The organism is Aminobacter aminovorans (genome assembly GCF_900445235.1).
Classification (GTDB): Bacteria; Pseudomonadota; Alphaproteobacteria; order Rhizobiales; family Rhizobiaceae; genus Aminobacter; species Aminobacter aminovorans.
In genome coordinates this window covers 3007320-3025338 of sequence record NZ_UFSM01000001.1, presented here as the reverse complement: position 1 = coordinate 3025338, position 18019 = coordinate 3007320, and the positions used below count along the sequence as shown (strand labels likewise).

15 protein-coding genes are annotated in these 18019 nt (G+C 63.0%); 2 read left to right on the top strand and 13 right to left on the bottom strand.

The window, feature by feature from the left end; genetic code table 11:
* Positions 1-101: 101 nt before the first annotated feature.
* On the bottom strand, positions 102-2333 hold the full coding sequence (locus DY201_RS14905) for a ComEC/Rec2 family competence protein (protein ID WP_245432002.1): 2232 nt from the start codon (positions 2331-2333) through the stop codon (positions 102-104).
* A 411-nt stretch (positions 2334-2744) separates the two neighbouring features.
* Between DY201_RS14905 and gltX the strand changes: the two genes are divergently transcribed.
* Together gltX and gltA are read left to right on the top strand one after the other, a co-directional pair.
* Positions 2745-4172 carry a glutamate--tRNA ligase gene (gene gltX, locus DY201_RS14900; RefSeq protein WP_115733810.1) on the top strand — a complete coding sequence of 476 codons (1428 nt, stop codon included), beginning with the start codon at positions 2745-2747 and terminating at the stop codon, positions 4170-4172.
* Between the two features lie 184 nt (positions 4173-4356).
* The gene (gene gltA / locus DY201_RS14895) at positions 4357-5646 is read left to right on the top strand and encodes a citrate synthase (protein ID WP_115731863.1); all 1290 of its coding nucleotides are present in this window, start codon (positions 4357-4359) and stop codon (positions 5644-5646) included.
* A 102-nt stretch (positions 5647-5748) separates the two neighbouring features.
* Here the strand turns inward: gltA and lpxB are convergent, their stop codons facing one another.
* The 12 genes from lpxB to tsf all read right to left on the bottom strand — a co-directional run bounded on the left by lpxB (position 5749) and on the right by tsf (position 17975).
* Positions 5749-6912, bottom strand: coding sequence for a lipid-A-disaccharide synthase (lpxB, locus tag DY201_RS14890; RefSeq protein WP_115731862.1), 1164 nt, complete (start codon positions 6910-6912; stop codon positions 5749-5751).
* Entirely contained in the window at positions 6909-7802 is an 894-nt protein-coding gene (locus DY201_RS14885; protein ID WP_115731861.1) for an LpxI family protein, read from the bottom strand. Before DY201_RS14885 ends, lpxB begins: the two co-directional genes overlap by 4 nt.
* Entirely contained in the window at positions 7789-8622 is an 834-nt protein-coding gene (gene lpxA / locus DY201_RS14880; protein ID WP_115731860.1) for an acyl-ACP--UDP-N-acetylglucosamine O-acyltransferase, read from the bottom strand. Before lpxA ends, DY201_RS14885 begins: the two co-directional genes overlap by 14 nt.
* A gap of 10 nt (positions 8623-8632) precedes the next feature.
* Positions 8633-9097, bottom strand: a complete 465-nt coding sequence (gene fabZ / locus DY201_RS14875) for a 3-hydroxyacyl-ACP dehydratase FabZ (RefSeq protein ID WP_115731859.1) — start codon at positions 9095-9097, stop codon at positions 8633-8635.
* Complete coding sequence (lpxD, locus tag DY201_RS14870; RefSeq protein ID WP_115731858.1) at positions 9090-10148, bottom strand: UDP-3-O-(3-hydroxymyristoyl)glucosamine N-acyltransferase; 1059 nt, start codon at positions 10146-10148, stop codon at positions 9090-9092. The genes fabZ and lpxD overlap by 8 nt, the downstream gene beginning before the upstream one ends.
* 72 nt (positions 10149-10220) lie before the next feature.
* Entirely contained in the window at positions 10221-12593 is a 2373-nt protein-coding gene (gene bamA / locus DY201_RS14865; RefSeq protein WP_115731857.1) for an outer membrane protein assembly factor BamA, read from the bottom strand.
* 221 nt (positions 12594-12814) lie between these two features.
* On the bottom strand, positions 12815-13954 hold the full coding sequence (gene rseP / locus DY201_RS14860; RefSeq protein ID WP_115731856.1) for an RIP metalloprotease RseP: 1140 nt from the start codon (positions 13952-13954) through the stop codon (positions 12815-12817).
* An 82-nt stretch (positions 13955-14036) separates the two neighbouring features.
* Positions 14037-14867 (bottom strand): phosphatidate cytidylyltransferase, encoded by an 831-nt coding sequence (locus DY201_RS14855; RefSeq protein WP_115731855.1) that lies wholly within the window; start codon positions 14865-14867, stop codon positions 14037-14039.
* 7 nt (positions 14868-14874) lie between these two features.
* On the bottom strand, positions 14875-15594 hold the full coding sequence (locus DY201_RS14850; RefSeq protein ID WP_115731854.1) for an isoprenyl transferase: 720 nt from the start codon (positions 15592-15594) through the stop codon (positions 14875-14877).
* 32 nt (positions 15595-15626) lie between these two features.
* Positions 15627-16181 (bottom strand): ribosome recycling factor, encoded by a 555-nt coding sequence (gene frr, locus DY201_RS14845; RefSeq protein WP_067962393.1) that lies wholly within the window; start codon positions 16179-16181, stop codon positions 15627-15629.
* A gap of 43 nt (positions 16182-16224) precedes the next feature.
* Positions 16225-16947, bottom strand: coding sequence for a UMP kinase (gene pyrH / locus DY201_RS14840; RefSeq protein WP_067962395.1), 723 nt, complete (start codon positions 16945-16947; stop codon positions 16225-16227).
* Between the two features lie 107 nt (positions 16948-17054).
* Positions 17055-17975, bottom strand: a complete 921-nt coding sequence (tsf, locus tag DY201_RS14835) for a translation elongation factor Ts (RefSeq protein ID WP_115731853.1) — start codon at positions 17973-17975, stop codon at positions 17055-17057.
* Positions 17976-18019 lie beyond the last annotated feature (44 nt).

Below are 18019 nucleotides of genomic sequence, written 5' to 3'. Positions count from 1 at the left end.
CGGAGATTGCGGACTGCAAACATCGAAGGGCGGCTTTGACTACCGTCTGTGACTGTTCAGTATGCCGACCGCAATCCGCTACCCGGCCGATCTGCGCTTGGCTATGGTGACGCTGCTGGTGACTGCGTTGGGGCGGGTGTCGGCCTCTCTGGCTGTACCGTAGGTTGCGCCGTCGGCGCTTTCGGAGGTCTCTCGGCACGCTTGTAGGACGCCAGTCCCCGTGCTTCGCGTGAGAACTGGCGCTGGATGTGCCACGGGCGGTAGGGTTCTGGCACGGCGTGGCGAATGTCGATCTTCAGGCTGCTTGCTGTCTGATGCGTGATGAATATCGCGGCACTGCCGAGGCGCGCCAGTTCGCGCTTGGTAAGCACAACAGGCGCGGTCGACGTCGCCCCGGAGCAGATTCCGCCGGCCGTGGCATCGTCGACCACGATGAAATCCGCGCTGTCGCAGGCACGTGCAGCGGCTTCAGCATTCGCCGCATGGATGATCCGCTCGCCCGCCGCTCCTTGGACAGCACAGAGTTCCTCGCCGCAGACGAAGTTTCCTGCGGCCGCGACATTCACTGACGGTTTTTTCGCACTCGGGTCGGATGAATTGTCCGTACCGGCGGCGCGATCCATCGCCGGGCGTGCCGGGCTGACGACAGTTTCGGCCATCAGCGCGCGCTGCCAGTTGTCGACGGTGAATTGGTTCGGCCGGGCGCGATTGACGGCCAGCTTGCCGCCGCCGACCGGCACGCCGACGAGGCGGCCGTCTTCCGAAACGAGGACGTCTGGCGTTTCCGTTTCCACCACCATCAGCAGTCCTAGGGCAGCGAAGGGCAGTGCCGCTATGCGCAGCCAGGTCGTCGCCGTCGACGCAATGACGAGTGCTGCGGTGAACAGCAGCACTGCATGCGGCGAAACAAGGCCAACCGCGTCGACCGGCGAATATGCCGAGAACCACGTGGCGATGCCAATCATTCCTTTCAGGCCGGCCCCCATCGTGTCGAGGAAGAGGCCGTCGAGCCCGAGCGGCATGAAAATCCCTGCCATGACCGCGAAAGGCATCACCAGGACCGACACAAGCGGCGTGACTGCAAGATTGGCGAACAGGCTGAGCGGCGATACGCGTTGAAAATGCCAGGCGCCGAACACGCTGGTCGCCAGCCCGGCAATCACCGAGGTCGCGACGAGGCCGACCGCAACTGCCGCAGACCAGTGCCAGATCTTCGACGGCAGCGACCTTTGGACGACCGGCATCGCTTGTTCTTCCCGCCTTTCAGACCACCAGGCATAGGCACTGACAAGGGCGGCTGTGGCGGCAAACGACATCTGAAAGCTCGGCCCGACGACCTCATGGGGCGAGATCAGGATCACCACGACGGCGGAGATTGCGAGGTTGCGCATGGTGAGTGCTGCGCGATCGAACAGCACTGCCGTCAGCATCACCGCCAGCATGATGAAACTGCGCTGCGCCGCGACCTCGGCGCCGGAAATGAACAGATAGCCTCCGGTCGCAGCCAGGGCAGCACCTGCCGCATATTTCTTGACCGGCCGGCATGAGGTGAAGGCGGGAAAGGCAGCGAAGGACAGCCGCATCAGCAGCATGATGGTTCCCGCGACCATTGCCATGTGCAGGCCCGAGATCGAGATGATGTGATAAAGCCCGGTACGCCGCAGCGCCTCGTTGACGTCGTCGGGAATGCCACCGCGCACACCGACCATCAAGGCGGCCGCGATTTCACCCTCCGGCCCGCCGATGCGTTCGCGAATGCGCTGGGCGATCTTTTCACGCAAATTCTCTACCGAAGCGAAGGCACGTTCGCTGACCGACGGTGGCTGCGTGGTTACGCCGAGTTCCGGCCCCTTCATGAAAAACCCGCTGGCGCCGATGCCGTCGAAGTAGCTTTCGAAGGAAAAATCATAGCTGCCCGGCCGCACAGGCCCGGACGGCGGCATCAGCCTGACATACCCCGTCACCTCGGAACCCGCCATGACACCCTCAGGAATCTTGCGGGCAGTGAGCCGCACCCGCTCAGGCGCAAAACGCAATACAGGGCGCGCGGTCGCCAGAACGTCGAGCGTCAGCCGCACCCGAGCGTTGCCCAGATTGTCGATGCCGACGACGCGTCCGGTGATGGCCGTCGAGATTTCGGCGCCCACCACTTTGGTCGCCATTCGCAGCGTCTCGAACTTGGCAACGGCCGTGCCAAGCATGAAGGCGGCGACAGCTGCGAGCGCATAGTGGACAAGCCGTCGTCCGCGCGAAACGAAGGCGAGCACGGCCGGTAACGCAGACATCGCGACGAGCGGCGCGACATCCGGTTCGCTCGGAAGAGCAAAATACACCAGCGCACCAGCGGCCAGAAAAACCGGAAGAAGCAGGAACGCCGCACCGCGGTCGAGTTCCGTTTCGATCGAAGCCAGAGTGGATCGTGCGGTTATCCGGTGACCGACCAGCAATTGCGATCCTTGCCGTAGCCAGGACTGGTGTCCTCGCTGAAACGGTGATGCATCGGCGTCAGGAGCAGCATCTCTCTCGGGCGGAGATGGTGGTGTCCACGTAACGGCAGGCGTGACTGGGAGGGCCAGCAAGTCGCGCTCGCTGGCCTCGACCACCGGATTGTTACCGGCTTGCCCCTCCCGCACGCGGTCGCCCATCGGGCCTGCCCCTTGCGCCCCAGACCTTCTATGCTACATCAACCGCACACAAACACCATGCGCCGCCGGTTTCGGCCAAGCGCCCTGCCTCCCTTGGAAATCGCCATGCCTGTCGTCACCCGCTTTGCCCCCTCGCCCACCGGCTATCTGCACATTGGTGGCGCGCGTACCGCTCTCTTCAACTGGCTCTATTCCCGCCACACCGGCGGCACCATGCTGCTGCGTATCGAGGACACCGACCGCGAGCGCTCGACCGACGCCGCAACGGCCGCGATCCTCGAGGGCCTGACCTGGCTCGGCCTGACCTGGGAGGGTGAGCCGATCTCGCAGTTCGAGCGTGCGCCGCGCCATCGCGAGGTGGCCGAAGAGCTCGTGCGCATGGGCAAGGCCTATTATTGCTACGCCTCGCAGGAAGAGCTGACCGAGATGCGCGAAAAGGCCCGCGCCGAGGGCAAGCCGCCGCGCTATGATGGCCGCTGGCGCGACCGCGACCCGTCCGAGGCGCCGGCTGGTGTCAAGCCGGTCATCCGCATCAAGGCGCCGCAGGACGGCGAGACGCTGGTGCTCGACCGCGTGCAGGGCGACGTGCGCTTTCCTAACAAGGATCTCGACGATTTCATCATCCTGCGTTCGGACGGGGTTCCGACCTACATGCATGCGGTTGTCGTCGACGATCACGACATGGGCGTCACCCACATCATCCGTGGCGACGACCACCTGACCAACGCCGCGCGCCAGACCGTCATCTACAACGCCATGGGCTGGGACGTGCCTGTGATGGCCCATATCCCGCTGATCCATGGCGCGGATGGCGCCAAGCTGTCCAAGCGCCACGGCGCGCTCGGCGTCGATGCATATCGCGCCATGGGTTACCTGCCCGAGGCTCTGCTGAACTATCTCGCCCGCCTCGGCTGGAGCCATGGCGACGACGAGGTGATGAGCATCGAGAACATGATCGGCTGGTTCGCGATCGAGGACGTCAACAAGGGCGCGGCACGCTTCGACTTTGCCAAGCTCGAGGCGCTGAACGGCGTCCACATGCGCCAGATGGACGACCAGAAGCTGTTCGACATCTTCGTTGCCACCTTGCCCTATCTGCCCGGCGGCGATGCCATCCTCGGCGGGCTCGACGACACGCGCAAGGCCCAGTTGCTCGCCGCCATGCCCGGCCTCAAGGAGCGCGCCAAGACGCTGATCGAACTGGCCGACGGCGCAGGCTTTCTGTTTGCCCAGCGCCCGCTGCCGCTCGACGACAAGGCCGCCGGCCTGCTCGCCGGTCCGGCCAAGGACATTCTGAGGGGCGCGCATACGGCGCTTGCAACGGTTGCTGCTGGCGACTGGTCTGCAGCCAATGCCGAAGCCGCGATCCGCGAATTTGCCGGCCGTGAAAACCTGAAATTGGGTGGGGTGGCGCAGCCCTTGCGCGCTGCCCTGACGGGCAGGAGCACCTCTCCCGGAGTGTTCGACGTTCTTGCCGTTCTAGGGCGCGACGAAAGTCTAGCCCGCATTTTTGATCAAATCGATTAGGTCAGCAGTGCTTTCCTAGTTTTGCATTGAAATGAGGCTGTTGCGGTGCAACATTGCGGCAACAGGTCAATTTGATAGCAGCGGGAAAGCTGGGAAGCGAGTTCAAGCGTTCCGGGCCTAATGGGTTGCCTTGTTATGACGATTGCGCCGCGCAAGGCGGCAACTCAGCACTAAGGAGTATGCGATGACTGATTCGACCGCCAAACTGGAGTTCCGCGGCCAGACCCACGAGTTCAAGGTCCGCGGCGGAACGGTCGGACCGGATGTGATCGACATCGCATCGCTCTACGCAACGACGGGCGCCTTCACCTACGACCCGGGCTTCACCTCCACCGCAAGCTGCGAATCGGAAATCACCTTCATCGACGGCGACGCCGGTGTCTTGCTGCACCGCGGCTATCCGATCGACCAACTCGCCGAGCACGGCGACTTCCTCGAGGTCTGCTACCTCTTGCTCTACGGCGAACTGCCGACCAAGGCTCAGAAGGACGACTTCGACTACCGCATCACGCGCCACACCATGGTGCATGAGCAGATGTCGCGCTTCTTCACTGGCTTCCGTCGCGACGCGCACCCGATGGCGGTGATGTGCGGCGTGGTCGGCGCGCTGTCGGCCTTCTATCACGACTCGACCGACATTTCGGATCCGCACCAGCGCATGGTCGCTTCGATCCGCCTGATCGCCAAGATGCCGACGATTGCCGCGATGGCCTACAAGTACCATATCGGCCAGCCGTTCATTTATCCCAAGAACGAACTGAACTTCGCAGCCAACTTCTTGCACATGTGCTTTGCCGTGCCGTGCGAGGAATATAAGGTCAACCCAGTGCTGGCCCGCGCCATGGAGCGTATCTTCATCCTGCACGCCGACCACGAGCAGAACGCCTCGACCTCGACCGTGCGTCTCGCCGGCTCGTCGGGCGCCAATCCGTTCGCCTGCATCGCCGCCGGCATCGCCTGCCTGTGGGGCCCCGCACATGGCGGCGCCAATGAAGCGGCGCTCAACATGCTCAGCGAGATCGGCCATGTCGACCGCATTCCCGAGTTCGTTGCCCGCGCCAAAGACAAGAACGACCCGTTCCGCCTGATGGGCTTCGGTCACCGCGTCTACAAGAACTACGACCCGCGCGCCAAGATCATGCAGAAGACCACGCATGAGGTTCTGGGCGAGCTCGGCATCAAGGACGATCCGATGCTCGACGTCGCGATGGAGCTCGAGCGCATCGCACTGACCGACGAGTACTTCATCGAAAAGAAGCTCTACCCGAACATCGACTTCTACTCCGGCATCACGCTGAAGGCGCTGGGCTTCCCGACCACCATGTTCACCGTGCTGTTCGCGCTTGCCCGCACCGTCGGCTGGATCGCGCAGTGGAAGGAAATGATCGAGGATCCGCGCCAGAAGATCGGCCGCCCGCGCCAGCTCTACACCGGCGCCACCGAACGCGACTACGTGCCGATCGCCAAGCGCTAGGCCTCAAAGCGCCGCGTCCATTCGGGCACGCGGCGCCGTCGCAGCTTGAAGCGGCGAACGACTTGAAAAACACCCGCCAGGCCATTGCCCAGGCGGGTGTTTTCATTTGGCGATGTGTTTGAGAACTGCTTCGGCCGCGATCTCGCCGGACGGCCGCTCGGTCGCCATGCGCCTGGAGATTTCGGCGAAACCATCCTTTTGCCAACGGCGAAGGCTGCCGTCCTCGAACAGGCCTTCGACATAGCGCGCCATCCATTGTGGGCGCACATATTCGTTGTAGTTCTCCTGCACCACCGGCCGGTCGGCAATCAGGTTGGGCAGTGCCGCGCTCCAGACAGTGACCATGCTCTGGATCATTCGCGCCAGCGTGTCGAGCTTGTAGGAAGAAAGCATCGGCACGCCGGCGAGCGCGAGTTCCAGAGCTACCGTGCCCGATGCGATCAGGGCTGCGTCGGCTTCGCCAAAGGCCTGCCATTTATGCTGCGGATCCAGAATGATCTCCGGCTTTTGCGGCCAGGCTGACACGGCCTCTTCGACAAGGCCAGCGACATGCGGCACCGTCGGCAAGAGCAGCCGCATACGATGGCCGCGTGCGCGCAGGATCGAAACGGTCTCGCCAAATGGACCGATCAGGCTGCGCACTTCGCTGCGGCGCGATCCCGGCAAAAGCAGAAGCGTCTTCTCGCGGTCAGGCACCGGATTGGCCTTTCCCTCCTGCATCGCCGCGGCAATGGCGATGCCCGGATCGGTCGCCAGGCGATGGCCGACAAATGTACCATGCGGGCCGCCCAGGTGCTCCAGTTCGGCCGGCTCGAACGGCAGGATGCACAGCACCTCGTCGACATGCGGCTTCATCGCCTTGGCCCGTCCCGGTCGCCAGGCCCAGACGCTCGGGCAGATGTAATGGATGATTGGAATAGTGGGATCGAGCGCCCGCACCTTCCTGGCAACGCGCAGCGAAAAATCCGGGCTGTCGATCGTCACGAGGCAATCCGGCTTTTCGGCTGCGACGAAACGGGCGGTCTGGCCGATCCGCCTGATCAGGCGCGGCAGGTCGCGAATGACCGCCGTCAGTCCCATCAATGCGATCTCGCTGGCATTGAACAGCGGCGACAGGCCAAGCTCCTGCAGATGCCGGCCGCCAGTGCCGACAAGCCTGACCTCGCGCCCGCTCAAGCGCTGCAGCGCATGCACCAGATCGGCGCCCAGCAGGTCGCCCGACTCCTCGCCCGCGACGATGGCAATCTTGAGCGGTGGCTGGGTCATCGCTCGTTTCCCTCGCCGGACAGGCCGATGACGAACAGGCCGAGCCTGTCGGCGCGTTCGACCACCTCGCCATAGTCGAGCACCAGCGAGCGTCCGGCCTCGATGCCGATCCCGGCAAGACCCGCTGCATGCGCAGCGTCGACCGTTGCCGGGCCGATTGTCGGCAAGTCCGCACGCAGTTCCTGGTTCGGCTTGGCGCATTTCACCAGAACGCCGCGCTTTCGCCCGGCAATGCGGCCATTGTCGCGTAGCTCGCGCACGCGTTCGAGCAACAGGTCTGTGCCCTCGATGCCTTCGAGTGCGATGGCGCGCCCGCCGATGGCAACTGCCGCCTGGCCGACATCGAGCGCACCGATCGTGCGTGCGGCCTCCTGGCCAGCCCGAAGGTCGGCCCAGTCACTCTGCTGGGGCGCCAGCGCGCCCATGCTGCCGGCCACGGCCAGCAGCTCCGGAACGACCTGATGTGCCCCGACGACCTTGATGCCATTTTCCTCAATAGTCGTGACCAGGATGCGCAGCAGGCCGTCGTCGCCGCGGGCAAGCGCTGCAAGCGCGCGCGGCAGGACACGCAGCAGGGCGATGCTGGGGCGAATGGCCCGCCACACCGGGCGACGGCTGATGCCACCGGCAAGCACGCAATGGGTGATGTCGTGGCGCTTGAGCAAAGGCATCAGCGAGGCGAACTGCTCGATGGCAAGCCGCTCGCCGGCATAGCTCCAGAGGCTGGTGCCGGGATCGGTCTCACCGTCAATCAGAACGATGAAAGGCTTGTGCCCGGCCTCGGCGAGGCTGTCGGCGACATTGACCGGGAGCCGACCGCTGCCGGCAACGACTGCAACCCGGTCGGCCGCGGAAAGGTTGATCCTCTTTCCGCCCTCAGCCTTCGTCATCGGCGGCGTCTTCGGCGACGGCGTTTCTGAGCGGCGGCACGGTGAAGTGGCGCTTGCCGCGCGCCTGGATGAAATCCAGGACGTCACGCACGATAGGCGAGCCGGCGAATTCGCGTTCGACTAGCGGGATGCTCTCGGCCACCGAACGGGTTGGGTCGAAGATCATCTTGTAGGCCTTGCGCAAGGCGAAGATCTCGGCGCGCGGCAGGCCGGAGCGGCGCATGCCGATGACGTTGAGCCCGCGCAGGCGGGCGCGATTGCCCATCACCATGCCATACGGGATGATGTCGCCATCAATGATCGCGCCACCGCCGGCAAAGGCATGGTGACCGATACGCGTCATCTGATGGACCGCACACAGGCCACCAAGCGTGACGTTGTTGCCGACTTCGACGTGGCCGCCGAGGGTCGCGACATTGGCCATGGTAACGTTGTCGCCGACGATGCAGTCATGCGCGATATGCGCATAGGCGAGGAACAGCCCGTTGTCGCCGACGGTCGTGGCACCTCGACTGGTGTCGGTGCCGACATGCATGGTCACACCTTCGCGGATCGTGCAGTTCTTGCCGACCACGAGCGTCGTGCGACCGCCCTTGTGCTTGTTGTTCTGGGGCGCTGCGCCAAGCGTTGCCTGCGGAAAGACCGTGCAGCCCTCACCCAGCGTCGTAGCACCCATGATCGCGACATGGCTCATCAGCTCGACACGGTCGCCGATGACGGCCTCGGCGCTGACATGGCAGAACGGGCCGACGCGCACGCCCGCACCCAGTTGTGCGCCGGCTTCGACGACAGCGGCGGGATGAATATAGGTTTCGGTCATGGAGCGTTGCTTATTCCTTGGGCACCATCATCGCAGCCACCTCTGCTTCCGCGACGGTGGCGCCATTGACCTGCGCGTCGCAGGCGAACTTCAGGATGTTGCCGCGCTTCTTGATCTTCTTGACGTGAATGCGAAGCTGATCGCCCGGCACGACCGGCTTGCGGAACTTCGCGCCGTCGACCGTCATCAGATACACCAGCGACGGCGTCTCATCGACGACGAGCCGCAGGCAGATGGCACCCGCCGTCTGCGCCATGGCCTCGATGATCAGCACACCAGGCATGACGGGATGTCCGGGGAAATGGCCCTGGAAATGCGGCTCGTTGAAGGTGACGTTCTTGATGCCGACAGCGGAATCGTCACCGTCGATGTCGACGATGCGATCGATCAGCAGGAACGGATAGCGATGCGGCAGCAGCTTGTGCAGGCCGAGGATATCGACGGCTTCGAGCGTCTTGGTAGCCTGGTCAGTCACTGCTCCCACCCCCCTTTGGTTTTCCCAAGGCCATTTTTCTGATCAAAGCGAACTCGCGCATTGCCAACTTCATCGGTTTTGCAGGAAATCCTGCCCATACCTCACCTGCGGGCACGTCATGCATCAGGCCGCTGCGCGCCGCCAGTTGCGCCCCCGATCCGATGTTCAGGTGATCGGCCAGGCCGACGCCACCGCCCATCATCACGTTGTCGCCGACGACGACCGAGCCGGAAATACCCGTTAGCCCTGCAATAACGCAATTGCGGCCAATGCGCACGTTGTGAGCGATCTGGACGAGATTGTCGATCTTGGTGTTTTCGCCAATGATCGTGTCCGACATCGCGCCACGATCGACCGTCGCATTGGCGCCGATCTCGACATTGTCCTGGATGATGACGCGGCCGATCTGCGGGATGCGTTCAGGACCACGCGCACCGCCGGCGAAACCAAAGCCATCCTGGCCGATGCGGGCGCCGGCGTGGATGATCACGCCATTGCCGATCAATGCATATTGGATCGAACTGTGCGGACCGACATAACAATCGCGGCCGATCTGGGTCGAACGACCGATGACCGCATGAGCGGATACCACAGTCCCGCTGCCGACAGCCGCGTTCGGACCGATCACCACGCCAGCCTCGATGACAGCGCCCGCCTCGACATGGGAGGTCGGATCGATATGCGCGAATGGCGAAATGCCAGTTTCGCTGCTCACCCCCACCGGACGCTCGGCGTCGGGATAAAGCAGCCTGCCGATACGGGCGAAGGCCTGCTGTGGACGTGGCGAAACCAGAATGGCGATGCCATCAGGGACAAGGTCGGCGACATCGGCCGTACACAGAACCGCCGCCGCATGCAGCGACTTGAGCGGTGCTGCATTGCGCTTGCCGTCGACAAATACCAAAGCGCCATCGCCACCGCTGCTTGCAGCTGCGATGGTCGAGATGGCGATTTCGGAATGTTTGGGGTCGACGAGCGTCGCGCCGGTAAGGCCGGCCACCTCGCCCACCGAGTAGCGGCGTGACGGCACAAAAAATACCGGATCCGTCATGAAATGCTGTTCCAGCCAAGCCGGGCAAAGAGTTTCCGGGCCGTGACGGCCCGGAAACGTTGTACCACGCAATTAGAAGCGGGTCGAAATGCCGAAGTTGAATTCCTGCGTATTGTCGGTGTCCAGCTTCTTGACCGGCACGGCATAATCGATACGCAGCGGACCGAAGGGCGAAGCCCACAGCAGGCCGACACCGACAGAGGCGCGCAATTCCATGTCTGTCGACACGATATTCGTGCCCGCGACATCAACCTTGCTGCCATAGAGCGTCGCGGCATCCGCGAAGACAGCGCCACGCAGGCCGAAGCTCTCCGGGACAACCGGGATCGGGAACTGTGCTTCCGCGGAGGCATTGAAGTAGGTCGTGCCGCCGAGGTGGTCGCCACCGTTCTTGTCGTAGGGTCCGATACCGTTGTACTCGAAGCCGCGGATCATGCGATCGTTGTTCTTGAAGTGATCGAAGACACGCAGGCCGTCGTCGCCGAAGCCCTGGATATGGCCGGCACCGGCAGAAACGAGACCAACGATGTCAAGCTCTTCCGAAAGCGTCTGATAGTAGCTCGCCCGGCCCGTGAACTTGACGAACTTCGCATCGCCGCCGAGGCCCGCCACTTCGGTCGTGAAGTTGGCATAGATGCCGTTATGCGGGTTCTTCATGTCGTCGATGGTGTTGTAGACCAGAGTGCCGCTGACCGACGACTTGATCCACGGGCTGTTGGCGATGCCATCGATGATGGCCGGCGAAACCGAACAGGAGGCATCTGGAATGCCGTTGCCGTCAGTATCGCACTTGTCGTTCAGCTCATACTTCTCCTGGGAGAGATTGTAGGCCAGCTGCGTCGAAATATTGTTCGTGATCGGCAGTCCGAAGCGAATGGTACCGCCGGTGACATCGCTGTCGTACTTATCGTCGTACTTGCGGGTCTGACGATAGACGTCAAAGCCGGCAGCGATACGGCGACCGAGGAAATATGGTTCGGTAAACGAGAAGCTGTAGTCGCGCGAGTTCTTGCCGCCACCGGCGGAGAACTTGATGAACTGGCCGCGGCCGAGGAAGTTGCGCTCGGTGATCGAGCCTTCCACCGAGGGGCCGGCATTGTCGCCACCGGTCGAATAGCCGGCGCCGATCGAGAACTCGCCGGTCGACTTCTCGACCAGATCGACAACCAGCACGACCTGGTCGGGCTGCGAGCCGGGAGCGGTCGAGACTTCGACGCGCTCGAAGAAGTTCAGCGCCTCAAGGCGCTTCTTGGCGCGCTGGATCAGCACCTGGTTGAAGGCATCGCCTTCGGAGACGTCGAATTCGCGACGGATCACGAAGTCGCGGGTGCGTTCGTTGCCGCGGATTTCGATGCGCTCGACATAGGCCTTGGTGCCCTGGTCGACGGTGTAGACAACCGAGATCGTGCGGCTTTCGAAGTTGCGGTCACCGCGCGGCGTCACCTTGGCGAAGGCATAGCCAGCGCCGGCAACGTTTTCGGTGATCGCGATGATCGAATCTTCGACGTCCTTGGCGTTGTAGACGTCGCCCTTGCGCGTCTCGACGAGACGCTGCAGGCTCGCGCCATCGACCTCGGGAATGCTGCTCTCGACCGACACGTCGCCGAACGTGTAGCGCTGACCTTCGTCAACGGTGATCGTGATCGTGTACTGGTTGGTCGCCTCGTCGAGCTCGCCGAAGGCAGAGACGACCTGGAAGTCGGCATAGCCGTGATTGAAGTAGAAGCGGCGCAGCGCCTCTTCGTCAGCGCGCAGACGGTCTTCGTCATAGATGTCGTCACGAAGCATGAACGACAGGAACGACGAGCGCTTGGTCGAAATGACGTCAGCGAGACGGCGGTCGCCATAGGCGTCGTTGCCGACGAAGTTGATCGCAGCAATCTTGGTCCGGCCGCCTTCATTGATCTCGAACACCACGTTCACGCGGTTTTCGCCGAGATCCATGATCTTGGTGCCGACGGTGACGTCGTCACGGCCGACACGCTTGTAGGCTTCCTTGATCGACTGCGCGTCAGCCTCGAGAGCGGCCTGCGAGAACGCGCCGCGCGGCTTGAGCTGAATGGCGCCGCCGAGTGCCGCGTCCTTGAGCTTCTTGTTGCCCTGGAACAGCACGTTGTTGACGACCTGATATTCGGAAACCTGGACGACGAGCGTCGAGCCGACCTGGTTGATCCGGACGTCGGAGAACAGGCCGCTGCCGAACAGCGCCTTCACCGCGTCGTCGATATCGGTGTTCGAAAACGACTTGCCGGGCTTGATGGAGATGTAGTTGCGGACGGTATCCGCATCGACGCGCTGATTGCCGCGCACTTCGACCCGGTTGACCACCGCCGCTTGCGCGGCTGACACGGCAACAAACTGGACCGCCACTGCGCCTGGAATGGCCAGAGCGGCGGAAAGAGCAACCGCGGACGCGGCGCTCGCAAACTTAGATGCTGCCTTCATAATCGGCCTTTACAACCTTTTCTCGAAGTCCCCACGGCGAGAAAACCGGACGTCGCGGTAATTTCCCGTACCGTAATAACTGGATTTTCCCTACACGCAAGGCTTCTGGTTAATTTGCCCTTACTTCCCCGGCGAGCGTGACTTTCGCGTCACGCATACTGCCCCGGATGGTAAACGCTCCCTCAACGGACCCCTTGCAGGCCCAAAATTTCTTCATGATTTCAGCAGCCAAACAGGTCGTTCCAGAAAACGAAGCCCATAAACGCCAGCACGAGAATCATCCCCACTCGATATACAGCCTCCATCGCCCGCTCGGAAACAGGGCGCCTGATGACAGCTTCAACTGCATAGAACGCCAAGTGGCCGCCGTCGAGTGGAGGAATCGGCAGAAGGTTGAGAAAACCGATGCCGACCGACAAAAGTGCAACCAATTGCACCAGCCAGACGAAGCCCAGCTGGGCCGCCTTGCCCGCCATGTCGGCAATCTTGACCGGTCCGCCGAGCTGGCACTTGTCCTCGCGGCCAACGACGAATCGCTTCAGGAACTGGCCGGTCCGCTCGATGATATGCCCGGTTTCGGAAACCGCCTGCACGAAGGCGCCGCCCGGGCTGTAGCTGATCAACCGTGGCTGGCCGAGCTCTTCATTGTTGACGACGCCGATGACCGCAACCTTGACCGAATTGCCGAGGGCGTCCTTCTGCTCCATCATTTCAGGCGTGGCGGTGACGGTCACCTCCTTGCCGTCGCGCATCATCACGAAGGCGAGCGGATCGCCGCCGCGTCCCGAGACGATGCGTTGGACGTCGGAGAAGGTTTCCACCGGCTGGCCGTCGACGCTGACGAATCGGTCGCCTGGCTGGATGCCGGCATTCGCGGCCGGGCTCGCGGCGCGCACCTCGGCTACCGTCGGCTCCATGACGTAGCGGCCATAAGCCGAAAACAGCACGGTGAAGACGGCGATCGTCAGCAGGAAATTGAACAGAGGGCCGGCAAACACCGTCGCCGCGCGCTTCCAGACCGGCTGGGTGTGGAAGGCGATCTTGCGCTCGGCATCGCTGAGATTGTCATCCTCGCTGCTGTCCGGCTTGCTGGTGACGCTCATGTCGCCGACGAACTTCACATAGCCGCCCAGCGGAATGGCGCAGAGCTTCCAGCGCGTGCCACGACGGTCGTTGAAGCCGAGCAACTCCGGACCAAAGCCGATCGAAAAGGCCTTTACACCGATCCCGCACCAGCGGCCGACCAGATAGTGGCCCATCTCGTGCACGAACACCACGATGGTGAGCACGAACAGGAACGGCACGATGGTGCCGATCAGGAGACCATCCGTAGTCAGGAACGCGGGAAGATACTCGCTCAAATCAAGCCCTCAACCAGATACCATGGCGCCTCAAATGAGGCACCGCGCCTTGCCCGAGGCTTGCGCCTCGCAACTTGGTCGCTCAGGCGGGAAACAATCCCTGAGCCGGATGGTCGGCGGAGCCGGACATCCAGCCGATGACGTATAGGGCAAATGCAGCCGCGACAAGCCCATCGACACGGTCCATCACCCCGCCATGGCCGGGAATCAGCGAACCCGAATCCTTGTAGCCATGTCGGCGCTTGACCCATGATTCGAACAGGTCGCCTGCTTGCGAGATCACCGAAAGCATCAGGGCGATCACCGCCAGGATGAACAGGTTGCCGGTTCCGGCAAAGTTGGCGAGCACAAGCCCGGCGACAACGCCGCCGACAGCGCCGCCAATCGCGCCGCTGCGAGTCTTGCCGGGCGAAATGGCCGGCGCCAGCTTTGGGCCGCCGACCTTGCGGCCGACGAAGTAGGCAAAGATGTCGGTCGCCCAGACGACCGCGAACAGAAACAGAATGGCGATCAGGCCTGATGCCTCGTTGCCGCGCAGCAGGGCAAGTGAAAGCCCGGAGAGCGCTGCGTAGCCAAACCCCGCAGCTTCCCACGCCCCTGCTCCGCGCAGCTTTCCCAGCCCCCACAGGATGAGCGTGAAGACAGCGGCCAGGATGATCAGCGCAAGTGCCGGAATGCCGGCGACCAGGGCGCCAGCGAACATCAGGATGAGCACTTCGGGCAGCATGTTGAGGTTGCCGCCGGCCCAGCCGGTTTCGCTGTTTGGCCGCGACATGCGCGACCATTCGTAGAAGATGGCAAGCGCGATTGCTGCGGTCAGCATCCTGAACGGCAGGCCACCCAGCCAGGTGAGCAACAGCACCGCGGCCGCCAGCACGATCGCTGAAATTGTCCGGAGCTGAAGATTGCTCATGGCAAGATCACGAGGCGACGTCGCGGGCGGCAAGGCCGCCGAAGCGGCGTTCGCGGCCGGTATATTCACGCAAGGCGTCGGCGAGATGCTCACGGGTAAAATCCGGCCAGTAGCAAGGCTGGAATATGAGTTCGCTGTAGGCCGACTGCCAGGGCAGGAAATTCGACAGGCGGATTTCGCCGCTGGTGCGGATGACCAGGTCGGGATCGGGAATGCCCGACGTGTCGAGCTCCTCGGCAAACAGCTCAGGCGTGATCTGCTCGGCGGCGATGTCGCCACGCTTGACCGCTTCCGCCAGCCGGCGGGCGGCGCGCGCGATCTCGTCGCGCCCGCCATAGTTGAAGGCGATGACCAGCGTCAGCGCGTCGTTGCCTGATGTCAGCGTCTCGGCTTCCTCCAGCAGGCTGCGGATATCAGGCTGCAGCGTTGCCCTGTCGCCGATGATCTGGACACGCACGCCGCTGTTGTGAAGCTCGGCAAGATCGCGCCGAATGAAGATCTTGAGCAGCCCCATCAGGTCCGTGACCTCGGACTTGGGCCGCGACCAGTTCTCCGAGGAGAAGGCGTAGACGGTCAACCAGGAGATACCAAGGTCTGACGCCGCGCGAACAGTCCGGCGCAGCGCCTCGACGCCGGCACGATGCCCCGCAACGCGCGGCAGGCCGCGGGCCTTTGCCCAGCGACCGTTGCCGTCCATGATGATCGCGACATGCGCGGGCGTAGTCATCCGTTCGCTTTCGAGCAGGCCGTGCGGCTGCCTTAGACTTGCATGATCTCGGCTTCTTTGCCTGCGAGCAGGCTGTCGATCTGGCTGATCGTGTCGTCGGTCAGCTTCTGGACCTTGTCCGACTGGACGCGCTGGTCGTCTTGGCTGATGTCGCCATCCTTCTCGGCCTTCTTGAGCGCATCCATGCCGTCACGGCGCACGTGGCGCGTGGCGACCTTGGCGTTCTCGGCATAGGTGTGGGCGATCTTGACCAGTTCCTTGCGGCGCTGCTCGTTGAGCTCCGGCAGCGGAATGCGCAGGTTGGTACCGTCGACGATCGGGTTGAAACCGAGGTTCGATTCGCGGATCGCACGATCAACCGCACCGACCATCGACTTGTCCCAGACCGAGACCGAGATCATGCGCGGCTCGGGCACCGACACCGTCGCCACCTGGTTGAGCGGCATCGACGAGCCATAGGCCTGAACGTGGATCGGGTCGAGCAAGTTGCTCGAGGCACGGCCCGTGCGCAGCGAGGCGAGGTCGTGCTTGAAAGCGTTGATGGCGCCTTCCATGCGGCGCTGTAGATCGCTGTAGTCCGTGCTCATTGCAGTCTCCTTGGTCCCTGTTACGGGGCCATCGTTCCAATCGTCAGGCGTCCGCAACAATCGTGCAGCGACCGCCACCTTTCAATATTTCGCCGAACCCGCCTTTTTCATGGATCGAATAGACGATTATCGGGATGTTGTTTTCGCGCGCAAGAGCAATCGCGGCCGTATCCATGATGGACAGGCCTTTTGTGATGACTTCAGCATGCGTGATGCGCTCGAAGCGCGTCGCGGCAGGATCCTTCTTGGGATCGGCCGAGTAGACACCGTCGACCTGGGTGCCCTTGAACAGCGCATCGGCGCCGATCTCGGCGGCACGCAGGGCAGCTGCCGAATCGGTGGTGAAGAAAGGATTGCCCGTGCCGCCGGCAAAGATCACGACCTTGCCGGCATCCATGTAGGCGGTTGCCTGGCGCTGCGAGAAGCTCTCGCACAGTTCGGGCATGGCGATGGCCGAAAGCACCACGGCATCGACGCCGAGTTTGTGCAGCGACGTGCGCAGGGCGAGCGAATTGATGATGGTGGCAAGCATACCCATGTGGTCGCCGGTGACCCGATCGCCGCCCTTGGAAGCAACGGCCACGCCGCGGAAGATGTTGCCGCCGCCAATGACCACGCCGACTTCGACGCCGAGCGCCCTCGCTTCGGCGATGTCGCTGGCAATGCGGTCGACAACAGAAACGTCGATGCCGAAATGCTGCTCGCCCATCAGGGCTTCACCCGACGCCTTAAGCAGTACGCGCCGGTAGAGCGGCTTGTCGGTCATGGGTTCCTCGAGGCTGTTGAATTTGGGTTCCGATACACGAAGGGCGCCGCGATGTCACGCGGCGCCCTTCGGCTATCCTCAGGAAGCGCTTGATGCAGCGCTATATTTTAGCCCTTAACGGCAGCGGCAACTTCAGCTGCGAAGTCGCTCTCTTCCTTCTCGATGCCTTCACCGAGCGCAAAGCGGACGTAGCCGCTGATCTTTGCCGGCGCACCGATCTGCTTTTCAGCGTCCTTCAGTGCTGCCTCGACCGTCAGGTCGGGGTTGAGCACGAAAGCCTGCTTCAACAGCACGACTTCCTCGTAGAACTTGCGCATGCGGCCTTCGACCATCTTTTCGATGATGTTTTCCGGCTTGCCCGACTGGCGGGCCTGGTCGGCGAAGATCGACTTTTCACGCTCGACAGCCGAAGCATCGACTTCGTCGGGCGTCAGGGCCAGCGGGTTGGTCGCAGCAACGTGCATGGCGACCTGGCGCGCGAAGGCGCGAGCCGCATCGTGGTTGCCGGCGGTCTCGATCGCGACCAGCACGCCGAGCTTGCCGAGGTTGTCGGCAACCGCGTTGTGGACGTAGGTCGCAACGACGCCTTCGGAAACCGACAGCTTGACCGAACGGCGGAAGCTCATGTTCTCGCCGATGGTGCCGACAGCATCCTTGATGGTATCGGCAACGGACTTGTCCGAACCCGGATACTTCGCAGCGGCAACGGCGTCGGTGTCGCCATAGGCAAGTGCGACCTTCGAAACGTTGGCGACGATTTCCTGGAAGGCCGCGTTGCGGGCAACGAAGTCGGTTTCCGAATTGACTTCGACGACGACGGCTTCACGTACGCCGGCGTCAACGCCGACCAGACCCTCGGCCGCGGTGCGGCTGGCCTTCTTGTCGGCCTTGGAGATGCCCTTCTTGCGCAGCCAGTCGACCGCAGCTTCCATGTCGCCGCCGGTCTCGGTGAGAGCCGCCTTGCAATCCATCATGCCCGCGCCCGAAAGTTCGCGGAGTTCCTTAACCTGTGCTGCCGAAATGCTCATTGTGGCCTCTTTGCTTCAAAATGCGCGAGCGCACCACCGAGGGT

Bases quoted from the DNA above. Each gene is read 5' to 3' on its own strand.
- gltA (WP_115731863.1), top strand. From the start codon at position 4,357: ATGACTGATTCGACCGCCAAACTGGAGTTCCGCGGCCAGACCCACGAG.
- lpxB (WP_115731862.1), bottom strand. From the start codon at position 6,912: ATGACCCAGCCACCGCTCAAGATTGCCATCGTCGCGGGCGAGGAGTCG.
- DY201_RS14885 (WP_115731861.1), bottom strand. From the start codon at position 7,802: ATGACGAAGGCTGAGGGCGGAAAGAGGATCAACCTTTCCGCGGCCGAC.
- lpxA (WP_115731860.1), bottom strand. From the start codon at position 8,622: ATGACCGAAACCTATATTCATCCCGCCGCTGTCGTCGAAGCCGGCGCA.
- lpxD (WP_115731858.1), bottom strand. From the start codon at position 10,148: ATGACGGATCCGGTATTTTTTGTGCCGTCACGCCGCTACTCGGTGGGC.
- bamA (WP_115731857.1), bottom strand. From the start codon at position 12,593: ATGAAGGCAGCATCTAAGTTTGCGAGCGCCGCGTCCGCGGTTGCTCTT.
- DY201_RS14855 (WP_115731855.1), bottom strand. From the start codon at position 14,867: ATGAGCAATCTTCAGCTCCGGACAATTTCAGCGATCGTGCTGGCGGCC.
- DY201_RS14850 (WP_115731854.1), bottom strand. From the start codon at position 15,594: ATGACTACGCCCGCGCATGTCGCGATCATCATGGACGGCAACGGTCGC.
- frr (WP_067962393.1), bottom strand. From the start codon at position 16,181: ATGAGCACGGACTACAGCGATCTACAGCGCCGCATGGAAGGCGCCATC.
- pyrH (WP_067962395.1), bottom strand. From the start codon at position 16,947: ATGACCGACAAGCCGCTCTACCGGCGCGTACTGCTTAAGGCGTCGGGT.
- tsf (WP_115731853.1), bottom strand. From the start codon at position 17,975: ATGAGCATTTCGGCAGCACAGGTTAAGGAACTCCGCGAACTTTCGGGC.